The sequence below is a fragment of the Bradyrhizobium sp. BLXBL-03 genome, assembly GCF_051853015.1.
Taxonomy (GTDB): domain Bacteria; phylum Pseudomonadota; class Alphaproteobacteria; order Rhizobiales; family Xanthobacteraceae; genus Bradyrhizobium; species Bradyrhizobium manausense.
The window spans coordinates 2,174,310-2,193,702 of the sequence record NZ_CP182470.1; the positions used below are offsets into that span (position 1 = coordinate 2,174,310).

General features: G+C 63.7%; 18 protein-coding genes and 1 pseudogene. 12 read left to right on the top strand and 7 right to left on the bottom strand.

What is annotated here, in order from left to right; all coding sequences use genetic code 11:
- Nucleotides 1–618 precede the first annotated feature (618 nt).
- Entirely contained in the window at nt 619–1,554 is a 936-nt protein-coding gene (locus tag ACNJX9_RS10370; RefSeq protein WP_057742915.1) for a hypothetical protein, read from the top strand.
- A gap of 13 nt (nt 1,555–1,567) precedes the next feature.
- On the opposite strand, the gene ACNJX9_RS10375 is transcribed toward ACNJX9_RS10370, so the two are convergent.
- The 4 genes from ACNJX9_RS10375 to ACNJX9_RS10390 form a co-directional block, all read right to left on the bottom strand.
- Entirely contained in the window at nt 1,568–2,146 is a 579-nt protein-coding gene (locus tag ACNJX9_RS10375; protein WP_439408677.1) for a MarR family winged helix-turn-helix transcriptional regulator, read from the bottom strand.
- Nucleotides 2,147–2,637: 491 nt separating this feature from the next.
- A complete protein-coding gene (locus ACNJX9_RS10380; RefSeq protein WP_439408678.1) occupies nt 2,638–3,492 on the bottom strand; it encodes an SDR family oxidoreductase in 855 nt (284 codons plus the stop codon).
- Between the two features lie 90 nt (nt 3,493–3,582).
- Nucleotides 3,583–3,990: a nuclear transport factor 2 family protein gene (locus tag ACNJX9_RS10385; protein WP_439408679.1), complete on the bottom strand. Its 408-nt coding sequence runs from the start codon at nt 3,988–3,990 to the stop codon at nt 3,583–3,585.
- 89 nt (nt 3,991–4,079) lie between these two features.
- Nucleotides 4,080–5,561 carry a mannitol dehydrogenase family protein gene (locus ACNJX9_RS10390; RefSeq protein ID WP_439408680.1) on the bottom strand — a complete coding sequence of 494 codons (1,482 nt, stop codon included), beginning with the start codon at nt 5,559–5,561 and terminating at the stop codon, nt 4,080–4,082.
- Between the two features lie 133 nt (nt 5,562–5,694).
- Between ACNJX9_RS10390 and ACNJX9_RS10395 the strand changes: the two genes are divergently transcribed.
- The 3 genes from ACNJX9_RS10395 (at nt 5,695) to uxuA (ending at nt 8,880) form a co-directional block, all read left to right on the top strand.
- Complete coding sequence (locus ACNJX9_RS10395; protein ID WP_439408681.1) at nt 5,695–6,504, top strand: FadR/GntR family transcriptional regulator; 810 nt, start codon at nt 5,695–5,697, stop codon at nt 6,502–6,504.
- A gap of 63 nt (nt 6,505–6,567) precedes the next feature.
- Nucleotides 6,568–7,617, top strand: coding sequence for an L-idonate 5-dehydrogenase (locus tag ACNJX9_RS10400; protein ID WP_057742924.1), 1,050 nt, complete (start codon nt 6,568–6,570; stop codon nt 7,615–7,617).
- Nucleotides 7,618–7,692: 75 nt separating this feature from the next.
- Nucleotides 7,693–8,880: a mannonate dehydratase gene (uxuA, locus tag ACNJX9_RS10405; protein ID WP_439410040.1), complete on the top strand. Its 1,188-nt coding sequence runs from the start codon at nt 7,693–7,695 to the stop codon at nt 8,878–8,880.
- 150 nt (nt 8,881–9,030) lie between these two features.
- Here the strand turns inward: uxuA and ACNJX9_RS10410 are convergent, their stop codons facing one another.
- Nucleotides 9,031–10,578, bottom strand: a complete 1,548-nt coding sequence (locus tag ACNJX9_RS10410) for a winged helix-turn-helix domain-containing protein (RefSeq protein WP_439408682.1) — start codon at nt 10,576–10,578, stop codon at nt 9,031–9,033.
- A 170-nt stretch (nt 10,579–10,748) separates the two neighbouring features.
- Between ACNJX9_RS10410 and ACNJX9_RS10415 the strand changes: the two genes are divergently transcribed.
- Entirely contained in the window at nt 10,749–11,117 is a 369-nt protein-coding gene (locus ACNJX9_RS10415) for a DUF1127 domain-containing protein (RefSeq protein WP_439408683.1), read from the top strand.
- Nucleotides 11,118–11,177: 60 nt separating this feature from the next.
- Here the strand turns inward: ACNJX9_RS10415 and ACNJX9_RS10420 are convergent, their stop codons facing one another.
- On the bottom strand, nt 11,178–11,921 hold the full coding sequence (locus tag ACNJX9_RS10420) for a class I SAM-dependent methyltransferase (RefSeq protein ID WP_439408684.1): 744 nt from the start codon (nt 11,919–11,921) through the stop codon (nt 11,178–11,180).
- 161 nt (nt 11,922–12,082) lie between these two features.
- On the opposite strand from ACNJX9_RS10420, the pseudogene ACNJX9_RS10425 reads away from it, so the two are divergent.
- Nucleotides 12,083–12,286 (top strand): annotated as a pseudogene (locus ACNJX9_RS10425) (M81 family metallopeptidase); the annotation flags it as partial.
- Here the strand turns inward: ACNJX9_RS10425 and ACNJX9_RS10430 are convergent.
- A complete protein-coding gene (locus ACNJX9_RS10430) occupies nt 12,280–13,218 on the bottom strand; it encodes a LysR family transcriptional regulator (RefSeq protein ID WP_271602366.1) in 939 nt (312 codons plus the stop codon). The pseudogene ACNJX9_RS10425 and the gene ACNJX9_RS10430 sit on opposite strands and share 7 nt — an antisense overlap.
- 211 nt (nt 13,219–13,429) lie before the next feature.
- Between ACNJX9_RS10430 and ACNJX9_RS10435 the strand changes: the two genes are divergently transcribed.
- From ACNJX9_RS10435 to ACNJX9_RS10460, 6 genes are all read left to right on the top strand, one after another.
- Complete coding sequence (locus tag ACNJX9_RS10435) at nt 13,430–14,509, top strand: ABC transporter ATP-binding protein (protein ID WP_439408685.1); 1,080 nt, start codon at nt 13,430–13,432, stop codon at nt 14,507–14,509.
- Nucleotides 14,510–14,539: 30 nt separating this feature from the next.
- On the top strand, nt 14,540–15,253 hold the full coding sequence (locus ACNJX9_RS10440) for an HAD family hydrolase (RefSeq protein ID WP_439408686.1): 714 nt from the start codon (nt 14,540–14,542) through the stop codon (nt 15,251–15,253).
- Between the two features lie 15 nt (nt 15,254–15,268).
- Nucleotides 15,269–16,576 (top strand): NAD(P)/FAD-dependent oxidoreductase, encoded by a 1,308-nt coding sequence (locus tag ACNJX9_RS10445; protein WP_439408687.1) that lies wholly within the window; start codon nt 15,269–15,271, stop codon nt 16,574–16,576.
- A gap of 22 nt (nt 16,577–16,598) precedes the next feature.
- Nucleotides 16,599–17,645 (top strand): ABC transporter substrate-binding protein, encoded by a 1,047-nt coding sequence (locus ACNJX9_RS10450; protein WP_439408688.1) that lies wholly within the window; start codon nt 16,599–16,601, stop codon nt 17,643–17,645.
- Nucleotides 17,646–17,714: 69 nt separating this feature from the next.
- A complete protein-coding gene (locus ACNJX9_RS10455) occupies nt 17,715–18,527 on the top strand; it encodes an ABC transporter permease (protein ID WP_057742940.1) in 813 nt (270 codons plus the stop codon).
- Complete coding sequence (locus tag ACNJX9_RS10460; protein ID WP_439408689.1) at nt 18,524–19,309, top strand: ABC transporter permease; 786 nt, start codon at nt 18,524–18,526, stop codon at nt 19,307–19,309. Before ACNJX9_RS10455 ends, ACNJX9_RS10460 begins: the two co-directional genes overlap by 4 nt.
- The last annotated feature ends 84 nt before the right edge of the window (nt 19,310–19,393 follow it).

A 19,393-nucleotide genomic window follows, 5' to 3' on the forward strand; every position in this document is an offset into this window, starting at 1 on the left:
CTGCGTGAAGCCCGGCGGGTGTCTACAGATCACCTTGCGGGGCGGATTGAGATAGCGACGTAGTACAGCTGCGTTACGTTGCTCATCGCGTCCGAACGCCACTGAACTCTGTCGATCTCCTCGCCAACGGGCGAGAATCACTTAAGACAGACCGTAACAATTGCCGATTTCCGATCAAGCGTGCGGAACAAAGCGTTTGCTACGTGTGCTTGATGCTGTTGGTTTGTTTCCAGTTGTCTCTTTGTATGTCCGAACGCATCAGTTGATTTGAAATTCGAACCAGTTTTGCACCTTAGCGGTTATAAAGTTCCTATGCCCGTACAAACAAAGCCATTTTGAGTCGTGTCACTGAGCCGTCATACCGGGGATTTTCAACCCGGGATTGACTCCTCTGGCCGGGGACTCACGTGCGACAATTCGACTCATGTATGGCGGCGAGACTCCAGCTTGGCAAAATCTTGGCGAGTGTGTGTCTTTCGAGTCGCACTTTTGAGTCACGCATGATGCGCCAGGCTCGCCTGTGCTTCATGCGCGACGAAAAAGTTCTGACGCGCACGTTTCAGGCAAGCTTCGCCATCTAGCTTCGTTCGACAGATCAAAACGAACGGAGCATTTCAAATGTTGTCCGATGGAAAAACGCGTCCCGCTGAAGCTGCGGATTTGACCGCAGCTGCGAAGCTTGCTCCGGACACACGCGATACCAAGCCCAATAATAACACGCGCACGGCCAAGCCCGCGGCAGGCGCGAAGCCTGCATCATTGTCGAACGACGAAGCCGCAGCGAAAGAGGCGCTCGAAGGATTGAAGCGCATTCGTGCCAAGGCGCGCCTCGACAAGATGGCGATACCAAAGCCTGCGCCTGCCGTCATCAAGCCGGCGATGATCGTAGCCAAGCCGCCGCCGCCGCGCCCGGCTTGGGTCGTTCCGCTCGCGACACTGGCGATTGCCGCCATCCTGGTGGTCTGCGCGTGCACCGGCGTTATTGCCTATCTCACCACGCAGCCGGGCCAGACCAATGCCACGGCCAATGCGGAGATCAGGAATCTGCGCGAAACGGTCGCCCAGCTCCGCAAGCAATTGTCCGGCGTATCAGAGAATCTCGATGGCCTGCGCACCGCGGTCGATCAATCAAGCAAGGCAACCAGCGATCGTTTCGGCCGGTTTGCCGAAAATCTGGATCGTATCGAGCGAGTCAGTTCGTCTTCGACGGCGAAGCTCGACAGGCTCGCCCAGGCCCAAATCCAGGCGCCGGTGCAAGTCGCCGCGCAGCCGTCGCCGGCGATGCCGGTGATCGCGTCGGTGGCCGCGCCGGAGACCACGGGCTCGGTGGCTCCGGTCGAGCGCAGCTCGGCGCCGCGCAAAGTGGTCAAGGGCTGGTCGGTTCGCCAGGCCTATGAGGGCATCGCGATCCTGCAGGGCCCGAACGGTGTCGTCGAGGCCGTGCTCGGGCAGCAGGTGCCGAATCTCGGTCGGATCGAGGAGATCAGGAACGAGAACGGCCGTCTCGTCGTGGAAACCAGCGGCGGCGGTGTCATCTATTCAGCACGCAAGTGAGCGGCGGAGGCTTCTATTGTCGGTGATGCTCGAAGCTGGTGCATAGCAGCTCGATCTCGGCCTCCGCGATCGGCGCACGAAACAGCCGGCAGGTGAACTCGACCGTCGACTTGTTCTCGGAAGCTGTGCGATCCTCCCGCAGGAAGATGCATCGCTTGCAGATGTCGGTGTGGTGCCGCTGTTCGGCGGCATCCGCCTGATCGAGCACGTGACGCAACGTGTCGCGGAAGCGAAGCTTGCTGTCATCGTCGAGAACGGCGAAGGCATCGACCAGGCCGTTGACCGGATCGCGGGCCAGAAACTTCTTGCCTTGCTGCGTCACGCTAAGCATGACCGAGCGCTTGTCCTTGGAGGAGCGGGTTCGCTCCACATAACCGAGGCGTTCGAGCTCGCCGATGATGAAGGAGGCGGTGCCGCGCGTCGTGCCGACATAGCTTGCCAGCGCCGACGGCGTCCGTGAGAACCGATTCGCACGGAAGAGGAAGCGCAGCGCCATCCACTCGCGATCCCGCATGCCATGCTTGGTGCCTTCGAACCACAGGATCCGCGCCACCTGTCCCAACAATTCGATTGCTTCGCGAGCCAAATTCATTTCGATGCCAGATAGGATCAAGCTTTGTTCAATCGAGCGTTCGGGGGCGCAATCGCTGCGGGTTCGGAATGAAGCCGTCTAGCGTTGCTTCGCGCGAGACCAAAGGAACATGCCGCGCTTGGAAGACGCTTCTCCGTTCTGGAGATGGAACATTCGGGAGTGGAACTAGAGCGTCACAAAGAAAGTTCGAGTAAACTGCAAAGCTCAACTGATCCGAAAATTTCAGTCAAATGGTGCGGGCCCGCTGTGTTCGGGCAACATCATGTGTTGCTGCGGCAACGATCCCGGGCAAGGGGCGGGCGAACCCGATTTTTCGGTTAATGGATGTTGCGACGCAATGCGGCTACACGGTTAAATCGGGCACGGAAATCGTACCGGGAAATTCGCGAGTGCCGTCAGGAGGCATTCAGTTCGCGGGCGCGCTGGTTGGCGGCTGGCTGGCAGATCGTCTCGGCCTCCAGCCGGTGATGATCCGGCCGCAGCTCGCAAGATCAAGGTCGGCTCCGAGGAGATGCCGGCCACAGCGCATCGAGACCGTGCCGATAGGTCGGATAGGCCAGCGTGACGCCGAGCTCGCGCTTCAGTTTCGCATTGGAGACGCGGGCGCTGCTGGCATAGAAGCTGCGCGCCATCGCCGACATCTCGGCCGTCGCAAACGCTTCTTCGGCCGGCGGCGCGATGCCCATCAGCTGTGCGGCATAGGTGACCACGTCTTGCGGCGGTGCGGGCTCGTCGTCGCAGACGTTCCAGGTGCCGCCGCTGGCGTGGGTGATCGCGGCCATGATGGCGCTCGCGATGTCGTCGACATGGATGCGGTTGAATACCTGGCCGGGCTTGATGATGCGGCGGGCGGTGCCGCCACGCAGCGTCACCAGCGCGTTGCGGCCGGGACCGTAGATGCCGGCAAGGCGCAGGATCGCAACATCGCCTTGCGTCGTCTCGGTCCAGGCCTGCTCCGCCGCGACGCGCAGCCGGGCGCGATCGAGGGAAGACTGCGGCGGCGTGCTCTCGTCGACCCATCCCCCGGCATGATCGCCATAGACGCCGATGGTGGAGAGATAGACGACCTTGCGGCGGCCTGTTGCCAGCACATCGCCGAGCGCTGCGAGCGCGGGATCGCCGCTGCTGTCAGGTGGGATCGAGATCAGGAGAACATCGGCATCGCGGATGCGATTGACGGTCGCATCAGCCGGGCGGCCGCCGGAAAAGCCATGCAGCTCGACGCCGGCGAGATCGTCCCGCGTGGCGGGATCGCGCACGGTGCCGGCGACATGCGAGAAGCTGCCGCCGAACCTGCGGACGAAATGCCGGGCGCTATAGCCGAGGCCAAGGATAAAGAGCCGCATGCGTCTCCCGTGCAGTCGGAACTCGCCATCACGTCAAGAAACTGAAAACAACCCCATGCACAGTACATCACGCCGGCGTGAGGGTTGCCCTCAGTGCACCCGGTGGCTCGCCCTATCGTCCTCAGCCTGCTCGACAATCTGCGCGATCGGGCTCGACTGGTGATGCACCATGCGCCAGTCGTCGCCGACGCGGCGAAAATGGTTGGCGGCAGCCAGCGCGGTTCCGTCGACGATCTCGATGCAGAGCACGCGGGCGCTGTCGCCGTCGACGATCGCCTGCGGTTCGGCGCAGACGATCTGCGGCCTCTCAGGGTTTTGCAGGATGTCGCGCCAGCTGCCGATGACAGTGGCATGGCCAACGATCGCGGGCCAGCCGGGATGAATGCAGGAGATGGCGTCGTCGTCCGCCCACATCCGCTTCATGCCGTCAAAATCGCCCGTCGCAAAAGCGGTGTAAAAAGCCGCGTTCGCGGCGATGACCTTGCTGTCCTTTGCCATCTCTCTCGGGTGGGGCAATGGAAGGCAAAAATCAAGCGCGACTTCAGTCCGACTTTGAACGCAGTGCAGCATCGCTGCCCAGTTTCTGGTCATGCCGAAACGAGCATCTCCACCGCGCGCTGCGCGCCTTCCGTGTAGAGGCGCCCCAGCGCTGCGGTCACCGCCTCGCGCAGCCGCGGCTCGGCGCCAAGCGGCCCGAACACTTTCGTGACGCGGAGCAATGCAGGCGCAAGCCGTTCCGCGACGGGACCGGCCTCGCGCGCCAGCGCCGCCAGCTCGGCCGCGAAGGGATCGCGCACGTCGATGGCGCGGCCCTGCTCGTCGGACGCGGTGACGTAGCGCATCCAGCCGGCCACCGCGAGCGCATGGGGGGCGATCGGCAGGTTCCTGGCGAGACGATCCTGCATCGTCCCGAGCAGGCGCTGCGGCAGCTTTTGCGAGCCGTCCATCGCGATCTGCCAGGTGCGATGATGCAACGCCGGATTGGCAAAACGCTGGAGCAGGGAGGCGCGATAGGCGGTAAGATCGGTGCCTGCAGGCATCGTCAACGTCACCGCGGCCTCTTCCATCACCCGTGCGGCGAGGCGCGCGAAATGCGGATCCTGCATGGTGTCGGCGATGGTCTCGTACCCGGCGAGGTAGCCGAGATAGGCGAGCGCTGAATGGCTGGCATTGAGCAGCCGCAGCTTCATCAGCTCGAACGGCTTGACGTCGCTGACAAGCTCGACACCTGCCGCGGCGAGATCGGGCCTTCCTGCGGCAAAGCGATCCTCGACCACCCATTGCGTGAAGGGCTCGGTCATCACAGGCCAGGCGTCACGCATTCCGAGCACTGCTGCGACCGCATCACGATCGGCCTGGGTCGTTTCAGGCACGATGCGGTCGACCATGGTGCAGGGGAAGGTGGCAAAATCGGCGATCCACTTGCCGAGCTCCTTTGAGCGGAGCGCGGCGAATTGCGTCACGATCCGCTGCACGGTGTGGCCGTTGGCGGCGAGATTGTCGCAGCACAGCACGGTGAAGGGCGCAATGCCCAGCGCCCGCCGCCGCGCCAGCGCCGCCACGATGAAGCCCGGCGCCGAGCGCGGCGCGTCGATATCGTTGAGGTCGTGCACGACATCGGGGTGTCGCTCGTCGAGATCGCCTGACTGCGGCGTGTGGCAATAGCCCTTTTCGGTCACCGTCAGCGACACGATGCGAATGGCGGGATCGGCCATCCGCTCGACCAGCGCAGCCGGCTTCTCGCGCGCGACGACGCTGTCCAGCAATGCGCCGATGACACGATGCTCGGTGCCCTCGGCGGCGCGCACGGCGACCGTGTAGAGATGATCCTGCGGGGCGAGGGCATCGCGCGTATCAGGGCTGCGCAGGCTCGCGCCGACGATGCCCCAAGACCTGGCCGATGAGTTGCTAGCCGCGGCAAGGCAATCGTCGATGGCGACAGCCTGATGCGCGCGATGAAACGCGCCGAGACCAAGATGCACGATGCCTGGCGTGATCAGGGAACGGTCATAGGCCGGGCGGCGGATGGCCGCTGGTAACAGGTCGAGATTGGCGTGACCAAGCCGCATGGTCGTCTCCCCGGGTCTGGCCGCTGCTTGACATGGCGGCCGTATCAGGTCAATTGGTAAGGCCAATTATCCAAAATCGACGAGGCCGCCGGGCAGCAAGCCTTCCCGGAAAGACCCGTTCGGGGAGGCCAGCGTGCCGCTGGAAGCTGTGGAGGCGAGACGGCTTTATCGCCAGGTCGCCGATCAATTGCGAAGCCTGATCGACAGCGGCGAGTACGCGGTCGGCAGCCGCTTGCCGACCGAGCGCGAGCTCGCCGAGCAGCTCAAGATCTCGCGGCCGACGGTGCGCGAAGCCCTGATCGCCCTCGAAGTGGAGGGACGCGTTCGCATTCGCGTCGGCTCCGGCATCTACGTGACCGAGCCCGCCGACGCCGCGCCCGCGCCATCAGCCGTCATTGAAGGGCCGTTCGAGCTGCTGCGCGCCCGCGAATTCCTCGAAGGCGCCATCGCCGAGCAGGCCGCGCGCGTGGCGACCAGGGACGACATCGCCCGCATCGACGCCACGCTGGTCGCGATGGCTGATGTCGAGCACTCCGGCGAAGCCTCGATGGTCCATGACCGCGCCTTCCATGTCGCGATCGCCGGATGCCTCGGCAATGCCGTGCTGGTGCGCGTGGTGGGCGAGCTGTTCGACCAGCGCCTCAATCCCTATTTCGCGCAGCTTGCGCATTATTTCGAAAACCCCGGCACCTGGCTCGCGGCGCTGAGCGAGCACCGGGTGGTACGCGATGCCATTGCGGCCGGCCTGCCCAAGGCGGCGCGCGAGGCCATGCGCCATCACCTCGCGCATTCGCAGGAGCGCTTTGCGCAGAGCTTTGGCGCCGAGACATCAGCAGGCGCGCCGGCGGCGCGGAAGCGGACGGCGCGATCCGGCAGCGACCCGGCGAAGCCAAAACGATCCTCGGGCGTGCCGGCCAAGAGCAGCAGTGCGCGGCGGCAATGAGATTGACTGCTCGTCTCGTTTGGGGCGGGTGAACGAAGCTGCAGACACGATGGGATTTTACCGATGACCTCGACCGCTCTCGCCGCAACGCTGTTTGGGCCCGAAGATTTGCGCATGATCGAGCATCCGCTGGACAAGCTCGGCGACGGCATGGTGCGGATCCGCTTCGGCGCCGGCGGCATCTGCGGCTCGGACATGCATTACTTCCGCCATGCCCGGACCGGCGATTTCGTGGTGAAGTCGCCGCTGGTGCTCGGTCACGAGATCTCGGGCGAGGTTGTGGAGATCGCAGGTATGCCTGCGAACCTGAAGGTCGGCGACCGTGTGGCCGTCAATCCATCGCGCTGGTGCGGCCATTGCGTCGCCTGCCGCGAGGGCCGGCAGAACCTCTGCGAAAATATCTACTTCATGGGTTCGGCCTCGAAGACGCCGCACATGCAGGGCGGCTTTGCCAACTATTTCGACGCCGTCCCGGCGCAATGCGTGAAGATCCCCGACCACGTCTCCTATCAGGCCGCAGCGCTCGCCGAGCCGCTCGCGGTCTGCCTGCATGCCGTCGCGCGCGCCGGCAACATCCAGGGCAAGCGCGGCATCATCTTTGGCGCCGGCCCGATCGGGCTTCTCACCATGCTGGCCGCGCGCCGCGCCGGCATGGCCGATATCACGGTGGCGGACATCGCGCCGGCGCCGCTGGCCTTCGCGACCAGGCTCGGTGCATCCCATGTCGAGAACGTCTCCGGCGGCGAAGAGGGCCTGAAGGCACAGGCGGCGTCGCGTCCGTATGACGTTGCCTTCGAAGTCTCGGGCACCGCCGCGGGCCTTGCCAGTGCCATCGGCATCGTCAGGCGCGGTGGCGTGGTGGTGCAGATCGGCAATCTGCCGGGCGGCCAGATCCCGACGCCGTCGAATGCGGTGATGGCCAAGGAGATCGACCTGCGCGGCTCGTTCCGCTTCGGGCTCGAGTTCATGACCGCGGTGGAACTGATCGGTGCGGGCAGCGTCGACGTGCTGGCGCTGGTCACCGCCGAGCGACCGCTGTCGACCGCGCCCGAGGCGCTACGGTTGGCGCTCGACCGCTCGCAGAGCGTCAAGGTCGTGCTGACAGCGAACTGAATCTCGTTTTGACGCGTTTTCTTGACGCGAACCGGTACCCACTTCGCTCGAAAAGGCTTTAGGAGAATGTCGATGATGCGCGAGGGATGGCGCTGGTACGGGCCCAACGATCCCGTGTCGCTGGACGATGTCCGGCAAGCCGGCGCAAGCGATATCGTCTCCGCGTTGCATCAGGTGCCGATTGGCGAGGCCTGGACGCGCAAGGCGGTCGAGGAGCGCAAGAACTTCATCGAGAACGGCCAGCCCGGCCGCTCGCCATTGACCTGGTCGGTGGTGGAATCGATTCCGATTCCTGACGACGTCAAGCGGCTCGGGGCTAAGGCGACCAAATCCATCGACGCCTGGATCGCGAGCCTGGAGGCGGTGGCCGCCTCCGGCATCAAGATCATCTGTTACAATTTCATGCCCGTGGTCGACTGGTGCCGCACCGATCTCGAATGGGAGCTGCCGAACGGCGCCCGCGCCCTGCGCTTCGATCAGGACCGGTTTGCGGCGTTCGAGCTGCACATCCTGCAGCGTCCGGCGGCGCTGCAGGAATATTCGCCCGAGCAGCAGGCGCGCGCAAAAGCGCGGTTCGACAAGATGAGCCAGGCCGACATCGACTATCTCATCATGGCGATCGCGAGCGCGCTGCCGGGCTCGACCACCGAGCCGCTGACCATTCCGCAATTTCGCGACAAGCTGGATGCCTATCGCGACATCACGCCAAAGATGCTGCGGCAGCACCTCGTCGAATTCCTCGAGCGCGTCGCGCCGGTCGCCGAGCAGCTCGGCGTCGCGCTGACGCTGCACCCGGACGATCCGCCGCGGCCGCTGTTCGGCCTGCCCCGCATTGCATCGACCGCCGATGATTATCAGGCGCTGTTCGATGCGGTTCCGTCCAAGGCCAACGGCATCTGCCTGTGCACGGGCTCGCTCGGCGTGCGCGCTGAGAATGATCTGCCCGCGATGGCCGAACGCTTCGGCCCGCGCATCGCCTTTGCCCATCTGCGCGCGACCAGGCGCGAGTCGGATGGACTGTCGTTCCATGAGTCCGATCATCTCGACGGCGACGTCGACATGATTGCGGTGCTGAAGGCGCTGCTGAAGGAGAACGCACGGCGTTCGCCGGACGAGCGCATCGTATTCCGCCCCGATCACGGCCATCGCATGCTGGACGATCTCGCCGCCACCAAGCGCACCAATCCCGGCTACACCGCAATCGGCCGCCTGCGTGGTCTAGCCGAGCTGCGAGGCGCCATCCGGGCGATTGAGCATCGGTGAACTCTTCGCCTCTCCCCGCGACCGCTTTGCCCCCTATAGCGACAAGTTCGGGCGGCCGCGCAATATGTTGCGATGGGCCATTTCCGGACTCATGCACCGCAGCAACAAGGGTTTCAGTTCGATCACCTCGTCGGGACCCGCGCACCGAGCTTATTCGGGTAACCCAGCTTTGCGAAGACCCTCGGTATACAGCTTCCAGCGTGATTGCCCGCCTCGGGCGATCCACGCAGATATTGTAAAGGCGGGATCGACTTTAAGCACATGCGCCGCCCACTCACGCGCCTCGGCGTCGCGTCCGAGATGGGCGAAAGCGGCGGCGAGACAGCGGTAAGCCGACGAATAAGGGTTCTGACGAAGGGCCTTCTTTCCAGCGACGACTGCCTCGTCAAAGCGCCGAAGCTCAATCAAGGCCACACCCATCCCAGTAAACGGCCGGTATAGCAGCGGGTCTACCGGGCTCAAGCGGATAGCACGTTCAAAGCTGCGGAGCGCTTCCTCCGGCTGAACTGCAATTGTATAGACCCAGCCTCGGCCATTCCATGCCTGATGTGAATTTGGGTTGAGCTTGACCGCCCGCTCTGCGATTTCGATCTCACGTTCACTATCGCCGACCATGAATGCCGAGGTTGCGGCAGCCATTGCTAACGTGTCTGGGTCATCATCGTCGACACTCAATGCATAGCGAGAAAGCCGGATTGCTTCCTCGCGCTCGAAATTAGGATCGTCAGCATAGCCGAACAAGACGTTGTTCATGTGACAGAGACCTGCCAGAGCAGCGACAGCGCCGAACCGGGGATCTAGCTCCAAAGCCCGACGAGCCAGACTGATCGCCTCGGCCACTCCTTCACGAGTCATCGGGTAGTAATGTTGCGCGGCTCGAAGATAGAGATCGTACGCGGTGAGGTTCTTCGGTCGTCGCCGCGCCGCCTCCGCAATTTCTGTTTGAAGTAATTTCGGGTGAATGGCTGAGACGACCGCAACTGTGACTTCGTCCTGAAGACCGAAAATGTCAGTCAGGTCGCGCTCGAACCTGTCCACCCAAATGTGCGCGCCTGTCACCGCATCAACCAACTGCCCAGTGATGCGAACTTTGCCTGACGCCTTGCGCACCGACCCCTCTAGCACGTAGCGCACGCCAAGTCTTCGCCCGACTTCCTTAATATCGACGGCTCGGCCTTTGAAGGTGAAGCTAGAATTACGAGCGATCACGAACAACGATTTGAACCGCGAGAGCGCGGTGATGATCTCCTCAACCATCCCGTCCGCAAAATATTCCTGCTCGGGATCGCCGCTCATGTTATCGAACGGCAACACCGCGATGGAGGGCTTGTCGGGGAGCGCAAGAGCGCTCTCGGGCGCATCGCCCGAATCCGGGCCGGCAACTTCTCGTGCCTCCCGCACCTGTCCGACGAAGCGGAATCCCTTGCGCGGTAACGTCTTGATCAGGCGCTGTTCCTCCCCGGAATCGCCGATTGCGCTTCGGGCGACATTCAGCCGGGTCGTAAGTGCCGCATCCGAAACGCTGCGCCCGTTCCAAATGGCATCGATGAGGTTTTCTTTAGTGACGACGCGCTCCCTATTGCGGATCAGGTATTCGAGCAGATCGAACACCTGTGGCGCCACGGAGACGACGTCTGCCCCGCGATGCAGTTCGCGCCGCTCAGTGTCGAATGCGTACTCCTCGAAGAGATAGCGCAAGACGCGAAACTCCTTGGACGAGAGCTCCCCGATAACCGGGCTTTGGCCGCGCTGGACATCGCAAGAATAAGCTGCCGGTGAGGAAAATGTAAGCGGTCGATCAAGCGTGCCCGCCGTTCTCGCGGCACCCTCGCACCGGTAAAGGAAAAACGGTCCCGTGAGACACCGCAATGAACACGACGCACGGCACAATGTGGCTGGACCAGACATCCCGATCGATCCGGCATGTCGCCAACTTCATCTGGAAGTATCGGGATGCGCTTCAGGAGCGCCGCGAAAGCCAAAAGTTGCGCGCCACTTTGCTCGAGCTAAGTGACGTGGAGCTAATGGACATCGGCACCACGCGCGGCGAGATCGACTACATCGCCTCGCACCGGGATATTGACCCGCGAGGCATCGATCCGGCGATTGGCCACGACACCTACCGACCGTGGATGGCCAAATTGGGCGACCCATCGACTTCCGTTAGCGTTCATTCGCATAGACCGGCTGTGACCGCGGTCGTGTCCGGCCTACCCCCCAAACGCTATGGGCCATAACCAGACTTCATGCACCGCAGCAAGTGATGGGATACGACCGACGAACCCGAGTATTGCCGGTCAGCCCTGTTTTACGAACAGGTGCAGCTCCGTTACGTAAGGGAACGCGACAATATCGTGCCCGATCAGCGCGGGATCATTTTGGATGATGCGATCAACTGCGGTGCGAACGCGGTCTTGTTCCTCACTCGACAAGGCAGCGATGAAGCTGGTCGACAGGGCGCGGTGCAGAATTCCGCTGGGCGGCATAGATTGACTGAATGGATAGCTTTTACTCACCAGGTGGCGGAAGCGGGCATCGTCGAAGATCACGCGCCATTTGCCGGTAGACTGCCGCGGTGTATCGCCCGCATACCCATCCATGATCCTGGAAAACGCCGCGACCCAGGGTACGCGCTCGTCCCGCACATTCCAGATCAAAGCGAGAGCGCCGTTCGGCTTCAGAACTCTAAAAATCTCCCGTGTCGCCTTTTCATAGTCGAACCAATGAAAGGCGGTAGCGCAACAAACCAGACCCGCAACTCTATCAGGCGCCGGAATGCTCTCGGCACTACCGATAAGGACTTCAACTGCCGCCAGACGATCAACCGCAATACGCGCGGCCATCTCAGCGATCGGTTCCACCGCCAGAATGTGCTTTCCGCCCAGTGCCAACAGCTCAGTGAATTTCCCGGTGCCAGCGCCAAGCTCGATGATCGTGTCGGACTGCGGCAGGTCAGAGAGCAAGGCCACCGGATAATCGGGACGCCCGGAGACATACTCGTTCACTCTGCTCGAATAGCCGGCGGCATTTGACGTCGCCATGGCTGGACTTCCCCCTCAACCTGGCAGCAACTGCAACATATCGAAGTCGCAGGTAGAATTCACCTGTATTATCGACGTTTGCAACCCATGAGGATCGCTATGGGTCAAAGGCTGGCCCGCGGCAGCCAGCATGCCAGTCATCTCTCGGAAGCCTCGTCGGACCGGATACGATGGTCGGCGGCCCGCTCGATCCGCACACCCATCTCAGCAACGCGATGGTCGACAATGCCGACCTCCCGATCTGCTGGAAGGAATATCCGCACACGGACATCCTGGAGCCGGCGCGGGAGCTCGTCGAATTCTGCACGGCGCTGGCCGAGCAGCGCCTCGAGCTGCGGGGATCATCAGCCGGTTGCTCTCAATAGCAAGCCGCCATGGCGCCGAGCTTGGGATAGAGCTTGTCGATCGCGGCGATCTCGCTGTGCATCTGGGCGATGATCCAGTCGCGGATCTCGGCGGCGATCGGGCGCATCGGCCGGTTGCGCGGCGGCAGGAATTCGCAAATGCGGCGCGTGGTGGTGAGCCGGTCGGACGCCGGCACCAATGCGCCGGTCAAAAGCCAATGCGAGGCAACCGTGAGCCAGCCGAGCGCGATGCCCTGGCCGAGCAGGGCGGCCTGCACCACGACGGCATAGTCGGTGAAGCTCAAGCCCTTGGCGGCGCCGCGGCGGCCGGTGAGCAGCGAGGCGTAATCCGCGGCCCAGTCGCCCGGCGTCTCGGCGAGGCGAATGATGGTGTTGCCCTCGGCGGGATCGGTCGCGTCGAGATAGGTCGGGCTGCACATCGGCAGCATCACTTCCTTCATCACCAGCGTGCCGCCGGACGATGGCTCCTCGCGATCACGAAAGCGCATGCCGAGATCGACATTCTCCACCGGCCCGCGCAGCGCGCCGGAGATGAGCTGGAAGCGCAGATCGACCTGCGGAAACTGCTTCTGCAGCTTGTCGATGCGCGGCATCAGCCAATGCGTGGTGAAGGCGGAGGAGACCGACAGCGTCACCGTCTCGGTGCCCTTGCGGCGCCGCTCGATCTCGGTGAGCCCGGTCTCGATGCTGCGAAAGCCCTCGAGCACGCGGCGATAGAGCAGCTCGCCTTCCTCGGTGAGCACCGCGCGGCCGGCTTTGCGGTCGAACAGCCGCACGCCGAGATGCTCCTCGAATTGCCCGAGCATGCGGCTCACCGCCGGCTGCGTCACGTTCAATTCGGCGGCGGCGGCCGTGAAGCTGCCATTGCGCGCCGCTGCGTCGAAGACGAACAGGGCGTTGCTGGAGGGCAGCATGCGGCGGAGCTCTGGCATAACCCCATGTTATGAGGCGCGTGAGAATTTGGCAATTGCCGGATTTTCGCAAGTCTGGTGTCATTGACATGACAGCCTAAAGACAGGGGCCTGCGAGCGAAGATTTGGTGCGGTGCACGCCGCGCCTCTGAATGCTGCAAATCCCTGTCTATAAAGCAGGCTTATGGCGTGCAGTCAGGCACGTCATGGCGGGATTGCGCGAGGTCGATCGTTGGACAAACGAGCGGAAAGCGTCGAGATCAGGTCCGCGAGCAAGGCGTATGGCGCCGTTCGCGCCCTCGACGATGTGTCCCTCAATGTCGGCGCCGGCGAGTTCGTCTCGCTGCTCGGTCCTTCCGGCTCCGGCAAGACCACGCTGCTCGGAATTTTGGGCGGCTTCATCCTGCCGACCTCTGGCACCATCCTGTTCGGCGGCCGCGACGTCACCTACATGCCGCCGCACAAGCGCGACATCGGCGTGGTGTTCCAGAACTACGCGCTGTTCCCGCATATGAGCGTCGGCGAGAACGTCGCCTTTCCCTTGCGCGCACGCCGCCTGCCGAAGGCGAGCTGGCCTGACAGGGTGCGCGCAGCGCTCAGCATGGTCGGCCTTGCCGGCTACGAGGCGCGCGGCATCGCGCAGCTCTCCGGCGGGCAGCGCCAGCGCGTGGCGCTGGCGCGCGCCATGATCTTCGAGCCGCGGCTGATCCTGATGGACGAGCCGCTCTCGGCGCTCGACAAGCAGTTGCGCGAGACCATGCAGATCGAGCTGCGCGCACTGCACAGGCGCATCGGCGCGACCATCATCTACGTCACCCATGACCAGCGCGAGGCCCTGACCATGAGCGACCGCGTCGCCGTGATGAAGGATGGCAGACTAATCCAGATCGACGCGCCCGCGCGCCTGCACGACCACCCGGCCGATGCCTTCGTCGCCAGCTTCATCGGCGAGGCGACGATGCTGCCGGTGCGGCGCGTCGATGCCTGCAGTGTCGCGCTCGGCAACGCGCTGCTGCGCAGCGCCCGCGCCATTCCTGACAGCGATGCGCTGATGCTCGCCGTGCACAGCGAGAAGCTCTTGATCGACGACGGCGCGCAGGATGCCGCCTGCAACCGGCTGACCGGCACGGTCACCGACATCGTCTATCAGGGCGAGAGCCTGCGCATCTTCCTGGCGCTCGAAGGCGGCGTCGCGCTCAGCCTGCGCCAGCCTTCCTATCATCAAGCTTACCTGCGTATCCCGCCGCTCGGCGGCAGCCTCACCGTCACCCTCCACCCCGAGGACACCATCGTCGTGCCCCGGGTGGACTGAAGCCCTGTTGCAACCTGAGAGAAGAAGCACATGTCGACCCAAGCCGCGTTCAGCAATTTCAAGGTTCTCACCTTCGACGTCGTCGGCACCTTGATCGATTTCGAAACCGGCGTGCTCGAAGCGGTGCGCAGGATCGGAGGCAGGAAGGCGGCCGAGCTCAGCGACGAACAGATTTTCGAGCCCTACAAGCGCGGCCGCGACAAGCATTACGAGCGCTCCAGCGAGGTGATGTTCCACGTCTATCGCCATCTCGCCACCGAGCTCGGTTTGCCTGCCGACGACGCATCCTGCGACGTGTTCCAGCTCTCGGTGCTGCGCTGGGGCCCGTTCTCCGATTCCGTCGAGGCGCTGAAGCGGCTGCGCACGAGGTTTCGCCTGGTGGCGATGACAAATGCCGACCGCGTCGCGCTCTCCTGTTACGCCCATGCGCTCGGCAATCCCTTCGACGACACCGTCTGCGCCGACGACACCGGCGTGGCAAAGCCGAATCCGGAGTTCTTTGCCTACAACAAGGGCCGGCAATCCGCCTTCGGCTACAAGCAGTCCGACATCCTGCACGTCGCGCAGAGCCAGTATCACGACATCGGGATCGCGCGAAAACTCGGCTACAAGGTGTGCTGGATCGAACGCCGCCAGGGCATCGCAGGTTTCGGCGGCACGCCGGCGGTGGAGACGCTGACCAAGCCGGACTTCCATTACCCGACCCTGAAGGCGCTGGCCGACGCGGCCATCGGCCCGGCTTAAGGGACGGGTGCCGGCATGACACGGGACTGGCGCGCACTGCCATCGGCCAACTCGCTGTGGGAAGCCACGGCGGAGCCGGCGCGCGCCTTTCCGGTGCTCTCCGGCGAGCGACAGGCGGATGTGGTGATCATTGGCGCAGGCTATACCGGCCTGTCCGCCGCGCACCACATCGCCAAGAGCGGGCTGGCGCCTGTCGTGCTCGAGGCCAACAGGCCGGGCTGGGGCGCGAGCGGGCGCAATGGCGGCGTGATCACCGCAAAGTTTCGTCTCTCGTTTCGCGAGATCGATGCCGCTTATGGCCGCGCCATGGCGAGGCGCATGTACGAGATCGCGCATGAATCCACCGACATGGTCGAGGAGCTTGTCTCCGAGTTCGGCATCACCGGTGCGAACCTGAGCCGCACCGGCCAGGTCAAGGCGGCGCACAACGAAACGACACTGAAGGCTGCCATCGACGAAGCCAACTGGATGACGCGCGAAATGGGCTCGGCCGAGGTCCGTATCCTCGACAAGCGCGGCGTGCGCGAGGAGACCGGCTCCGACATTTTCGTCGGCGGCGTGCTCAATCCCGGCTCGGGCGGCGTCCATCCGCTGAATTATCTGCGCGGCCTCGCCGACGGCGTCGCGCGCCGCGGCGTGCCGATCTTCCAGGAATCGCCGGTCGTAAAGCTCCGGCGCGAGGGCGACGGTGTCGTCGCAGAGACGCCGCAAGGTGCGGTGCGCGCCAGGCAGGCGATCATCGCCACCAACAGCTATTCCGATCTCACCGGCGCCACCGCGCAACTCCAGCGCACGCTGATCCCGTTCCGCAGCGCCCTCATTGCGACGGAAAAACTGCCGCGCAATCTCGCGGGCAAACTGATGCCGACGGGGCGCACCTACACCGAGACCAAGCGCATGATGCGCTGGTTCCGGATGGTCGACAATCGCGTGATCTTCGGCGGCCGCGGCGCCTTCGGCAAGCAGGATTCGCAAACCGCGTTCGACGCGCTGCGCAAGGCGATGGTCGGCATCTTCCCCGATCTGGCCGATGTCCCGCTCGAATACAAATGGTCGGGCCTTGTCGCGATGACGCTGGACTCGGTGCCGCATACCGGCCCGATCGACGACCGCACCCTGGTCTCGCTCGGCTACAACGGCGCCGGCGTTGCCATGTCGAGCCTGATGGGCCGCTATCTCGCCGCCTTCGTGCGCGGCGAGAGGCCCGATGTCGGACTGCTCGACGTCAGCCGCATGAAACCCATTCCGTTCTATCCGCTGCGCGAGCCCGCCGTGCGCATGATCGCCGGCTGGTACCAGTTTCTCGATGCGATCGGTCGGTGAAATCACTTTGAAGGAGGCGAGGATGATGACGAAACGGAATTTTGGATTGGGCTGTGCGCTGGTGGGCGCAATGGGATTGACCACCTCGGCTGATGCCGCCGAGCAGATCACCTTCGTCTCGCAGGGCGGCGCCTATCAGCAGGCGCAGACGGTGGCGATCCTGGATCCCTCCGCCAAGAAGCTCGGCATCACCATCAACCAGGATTCGATCCCCGACGCCTGGCCGGCGATCAAGACCCAGGTCGGCAGCGGCAAGCCGATCTGGGACGTCGTCGACACCCCGACCGGCAACTGCCTGCGCGGCGGCGAGCAGGGGCTGATGGAGAAGCTCGACTTCTCGAAGATTCCAAACGGTGCGGCGATGCCGGAAGCCTATCGCAGTCCCTATTCGGTCTCCTACGAATTTTATTCCAGCGTGCTGTCCTACAGCCAGAAGACCTTCCCGAAGGACGCCCCGAACAGCTGGGCCGATTTCTGGGACGTGAAGAAATTCCCCGGACGCCGCGCGCTGCGCAACCATCCCTTCGCGACGTTGGAGGCGGCGCTGATGGCCGACGGCGTCGCGCCTGACAAGCTCTATCCGCTCGACGTCGACCGCGCCTTCAGGAAGCTCGAGGAAATCAAGCCGCATATCACGGTGTGGTGGACCTCGGGCGCGCAGTCGGCGCAGCTGCTCAATGACGGCGAAGTCGACATGGAGATGGCCTGGAACGGCCGCGTCAGCGCCGTCGCCAAGGAAGGCGCCAAGGTTGCCTTCACCTACAACCAGGGCATCCTGCAGAGCACCTCGCTGTGCATCCTCAAGGGCGCACCGAATCTCCACACGGCCGTAAAGTTCCTCAATGAGGCCGTCGATCCCGTGCACCAGGCCAATCTGCCGCTCAACATCGATTACGGCCCAGGCAATCCCAAGGCGTTCGAGACAGGAGTGATCAACCCCGAGCGCGCAGCGCAATTGCCGAGCGAGCCGGCGAATGCGTCGAAACAGGCGCTGATGTCCTACGCCTGGTGGTCCTCGCCGGCGGGCGAAGCCGCCGAAAAGCGCTGGGCGTCGTTCATGCAGAAGTGAGTGAGGCCAGCCTTGGCGACTTCAGTGCCAGATCCCTCCCAAAAGCATCAGCGCCGCGAGCACGGCCTGATGCTGGCATTGGTGTCGCCGGCGCTGCTGGTGATCCTGGCTCTGATCGTGCTGCCGGTCGGCTGGCTGGCCTGGCAGTCGATCTACCATGACGGCTTTACAGTGGAGAACTATCGCCGCGTCTTCACCGAGGACATCTATTGGCGCAGCTTCGCGCTGACCTTCGAGATCAGCCTCGCGGTCACCGTGATCGCGCTGCTGCTCGGCTATCCCGTCGCCTACCTCGCCAATTCCGTGCCGAAGGGCTGGAGCATCCTGATCCTGTCGCTGGTGGTGCTGCCGTTCTGGACATCAGTGCTGGTGCGCGCCTATGCCTGGCTGGCGCTGCTCCAACGCACCGGCGTGATCAATCAATTCCTGCGCTATCTCGATGTGATCTCCGAGCCGCTGGCGCTGGTGCACAACACCTTTGGCACGGTGGTCGCGACCGTGCACATCCTGCTGCCGTTCATGGTGCTGCCGCTCTACGCCACCATGCAGAAGATCCCGGGTGACTTGATGCAGGCCGGCGCCAGCCTGGGCGCGAGCCCGTCGCTGACATTCTTTCGCGTGTTCCTGCCGCTGTCGCTGCCGGGCGTGCTCGCGGGCTGCACCATGGTGTTCGTGCTTTGCCTCGGCTTCTACATCACGCCGGAGCTGCTGGGTGGCGGCCGCACCGTGATGGTGTCGATGCTGGTGAGCCGCAATGTCGAGCTCTACAACCAGTTCGGTGCCGCGAGCGCGGTCGCGGTGGTGCTGCTCCTCAGTGTGCTCGCGATCTTCTTCGTCGTCAGCCGCTTCATTTCGCTCGATCGCGTGTTGGGGCAGAAATGACGCGCGTCTCGCCCGCTCGAATTGCCCTCTATGTGATCAGCGCGCTGGTGCTGCTCTATCTGATCCTGCCCGTGCTGATCATCGCGCCGATCTCGTTTTCCAGTGCGCGCTTTTTGACCTTCCCGCCGCCCTCGTTCTCCACGCGCTGGTACCAGCAGTATTTTTCCAATCCGGCCTGGATGCAGGCGACGCGGGTGACGCTGACGGTGGCGCTGTTCACCGTGGTGATCGCAGCGCCGTGCGGTGTCGCCGCTGCCTATGCCATCAGCCAGTCGAAACTGCGCATCATGCGGCTGATCCACATGGCGCTGCTGCTGCCGCTGGTGGTGCCCATCATCATTACCGCGGTCGGCATCTTCTTCGTCTATGCCAAGGTCGGCCTGGTCGCGACCATGCCCGGCCTCGTGCTGGCCAACGTGATGCTGGGCTTGCCTTACGTCGTCATCTCGGTGCTCGCGGGCTTGCAAAGCTTCGATCCCGCGCAGGAGATGGTGGCGCGCAGCCTGGGTATGAACCGGTTGCGCAGCTTCTTTGCGGTGACGCTGCCGCAGATCAAGTCGAGCGTGATTGCGGGGAGCATCTTCGCATTCATCTCGGCCATGGACGAGACCATCGTCGCGCTGTTCATTTCCGGCGGCCAGTATCAGCCGCTGACCAAACGCATGTTCACAGCGCTCCGCGACGAGATCGACCCGACCATCGCCGCGATCTCGACGCTGATGACGGCGGCGTCGTTCCTGCTGGTGCTCGCGGCGAGTACGCGGCAGAAGAAGGCGGGGTGAGGGGAGGGAGTATGCTGTTGCTTCTTGCTCCGTCATTGCGAGCGTAGCGAAGCAATCCAGACTTGAGCCTCGCGGAAGGAGTCT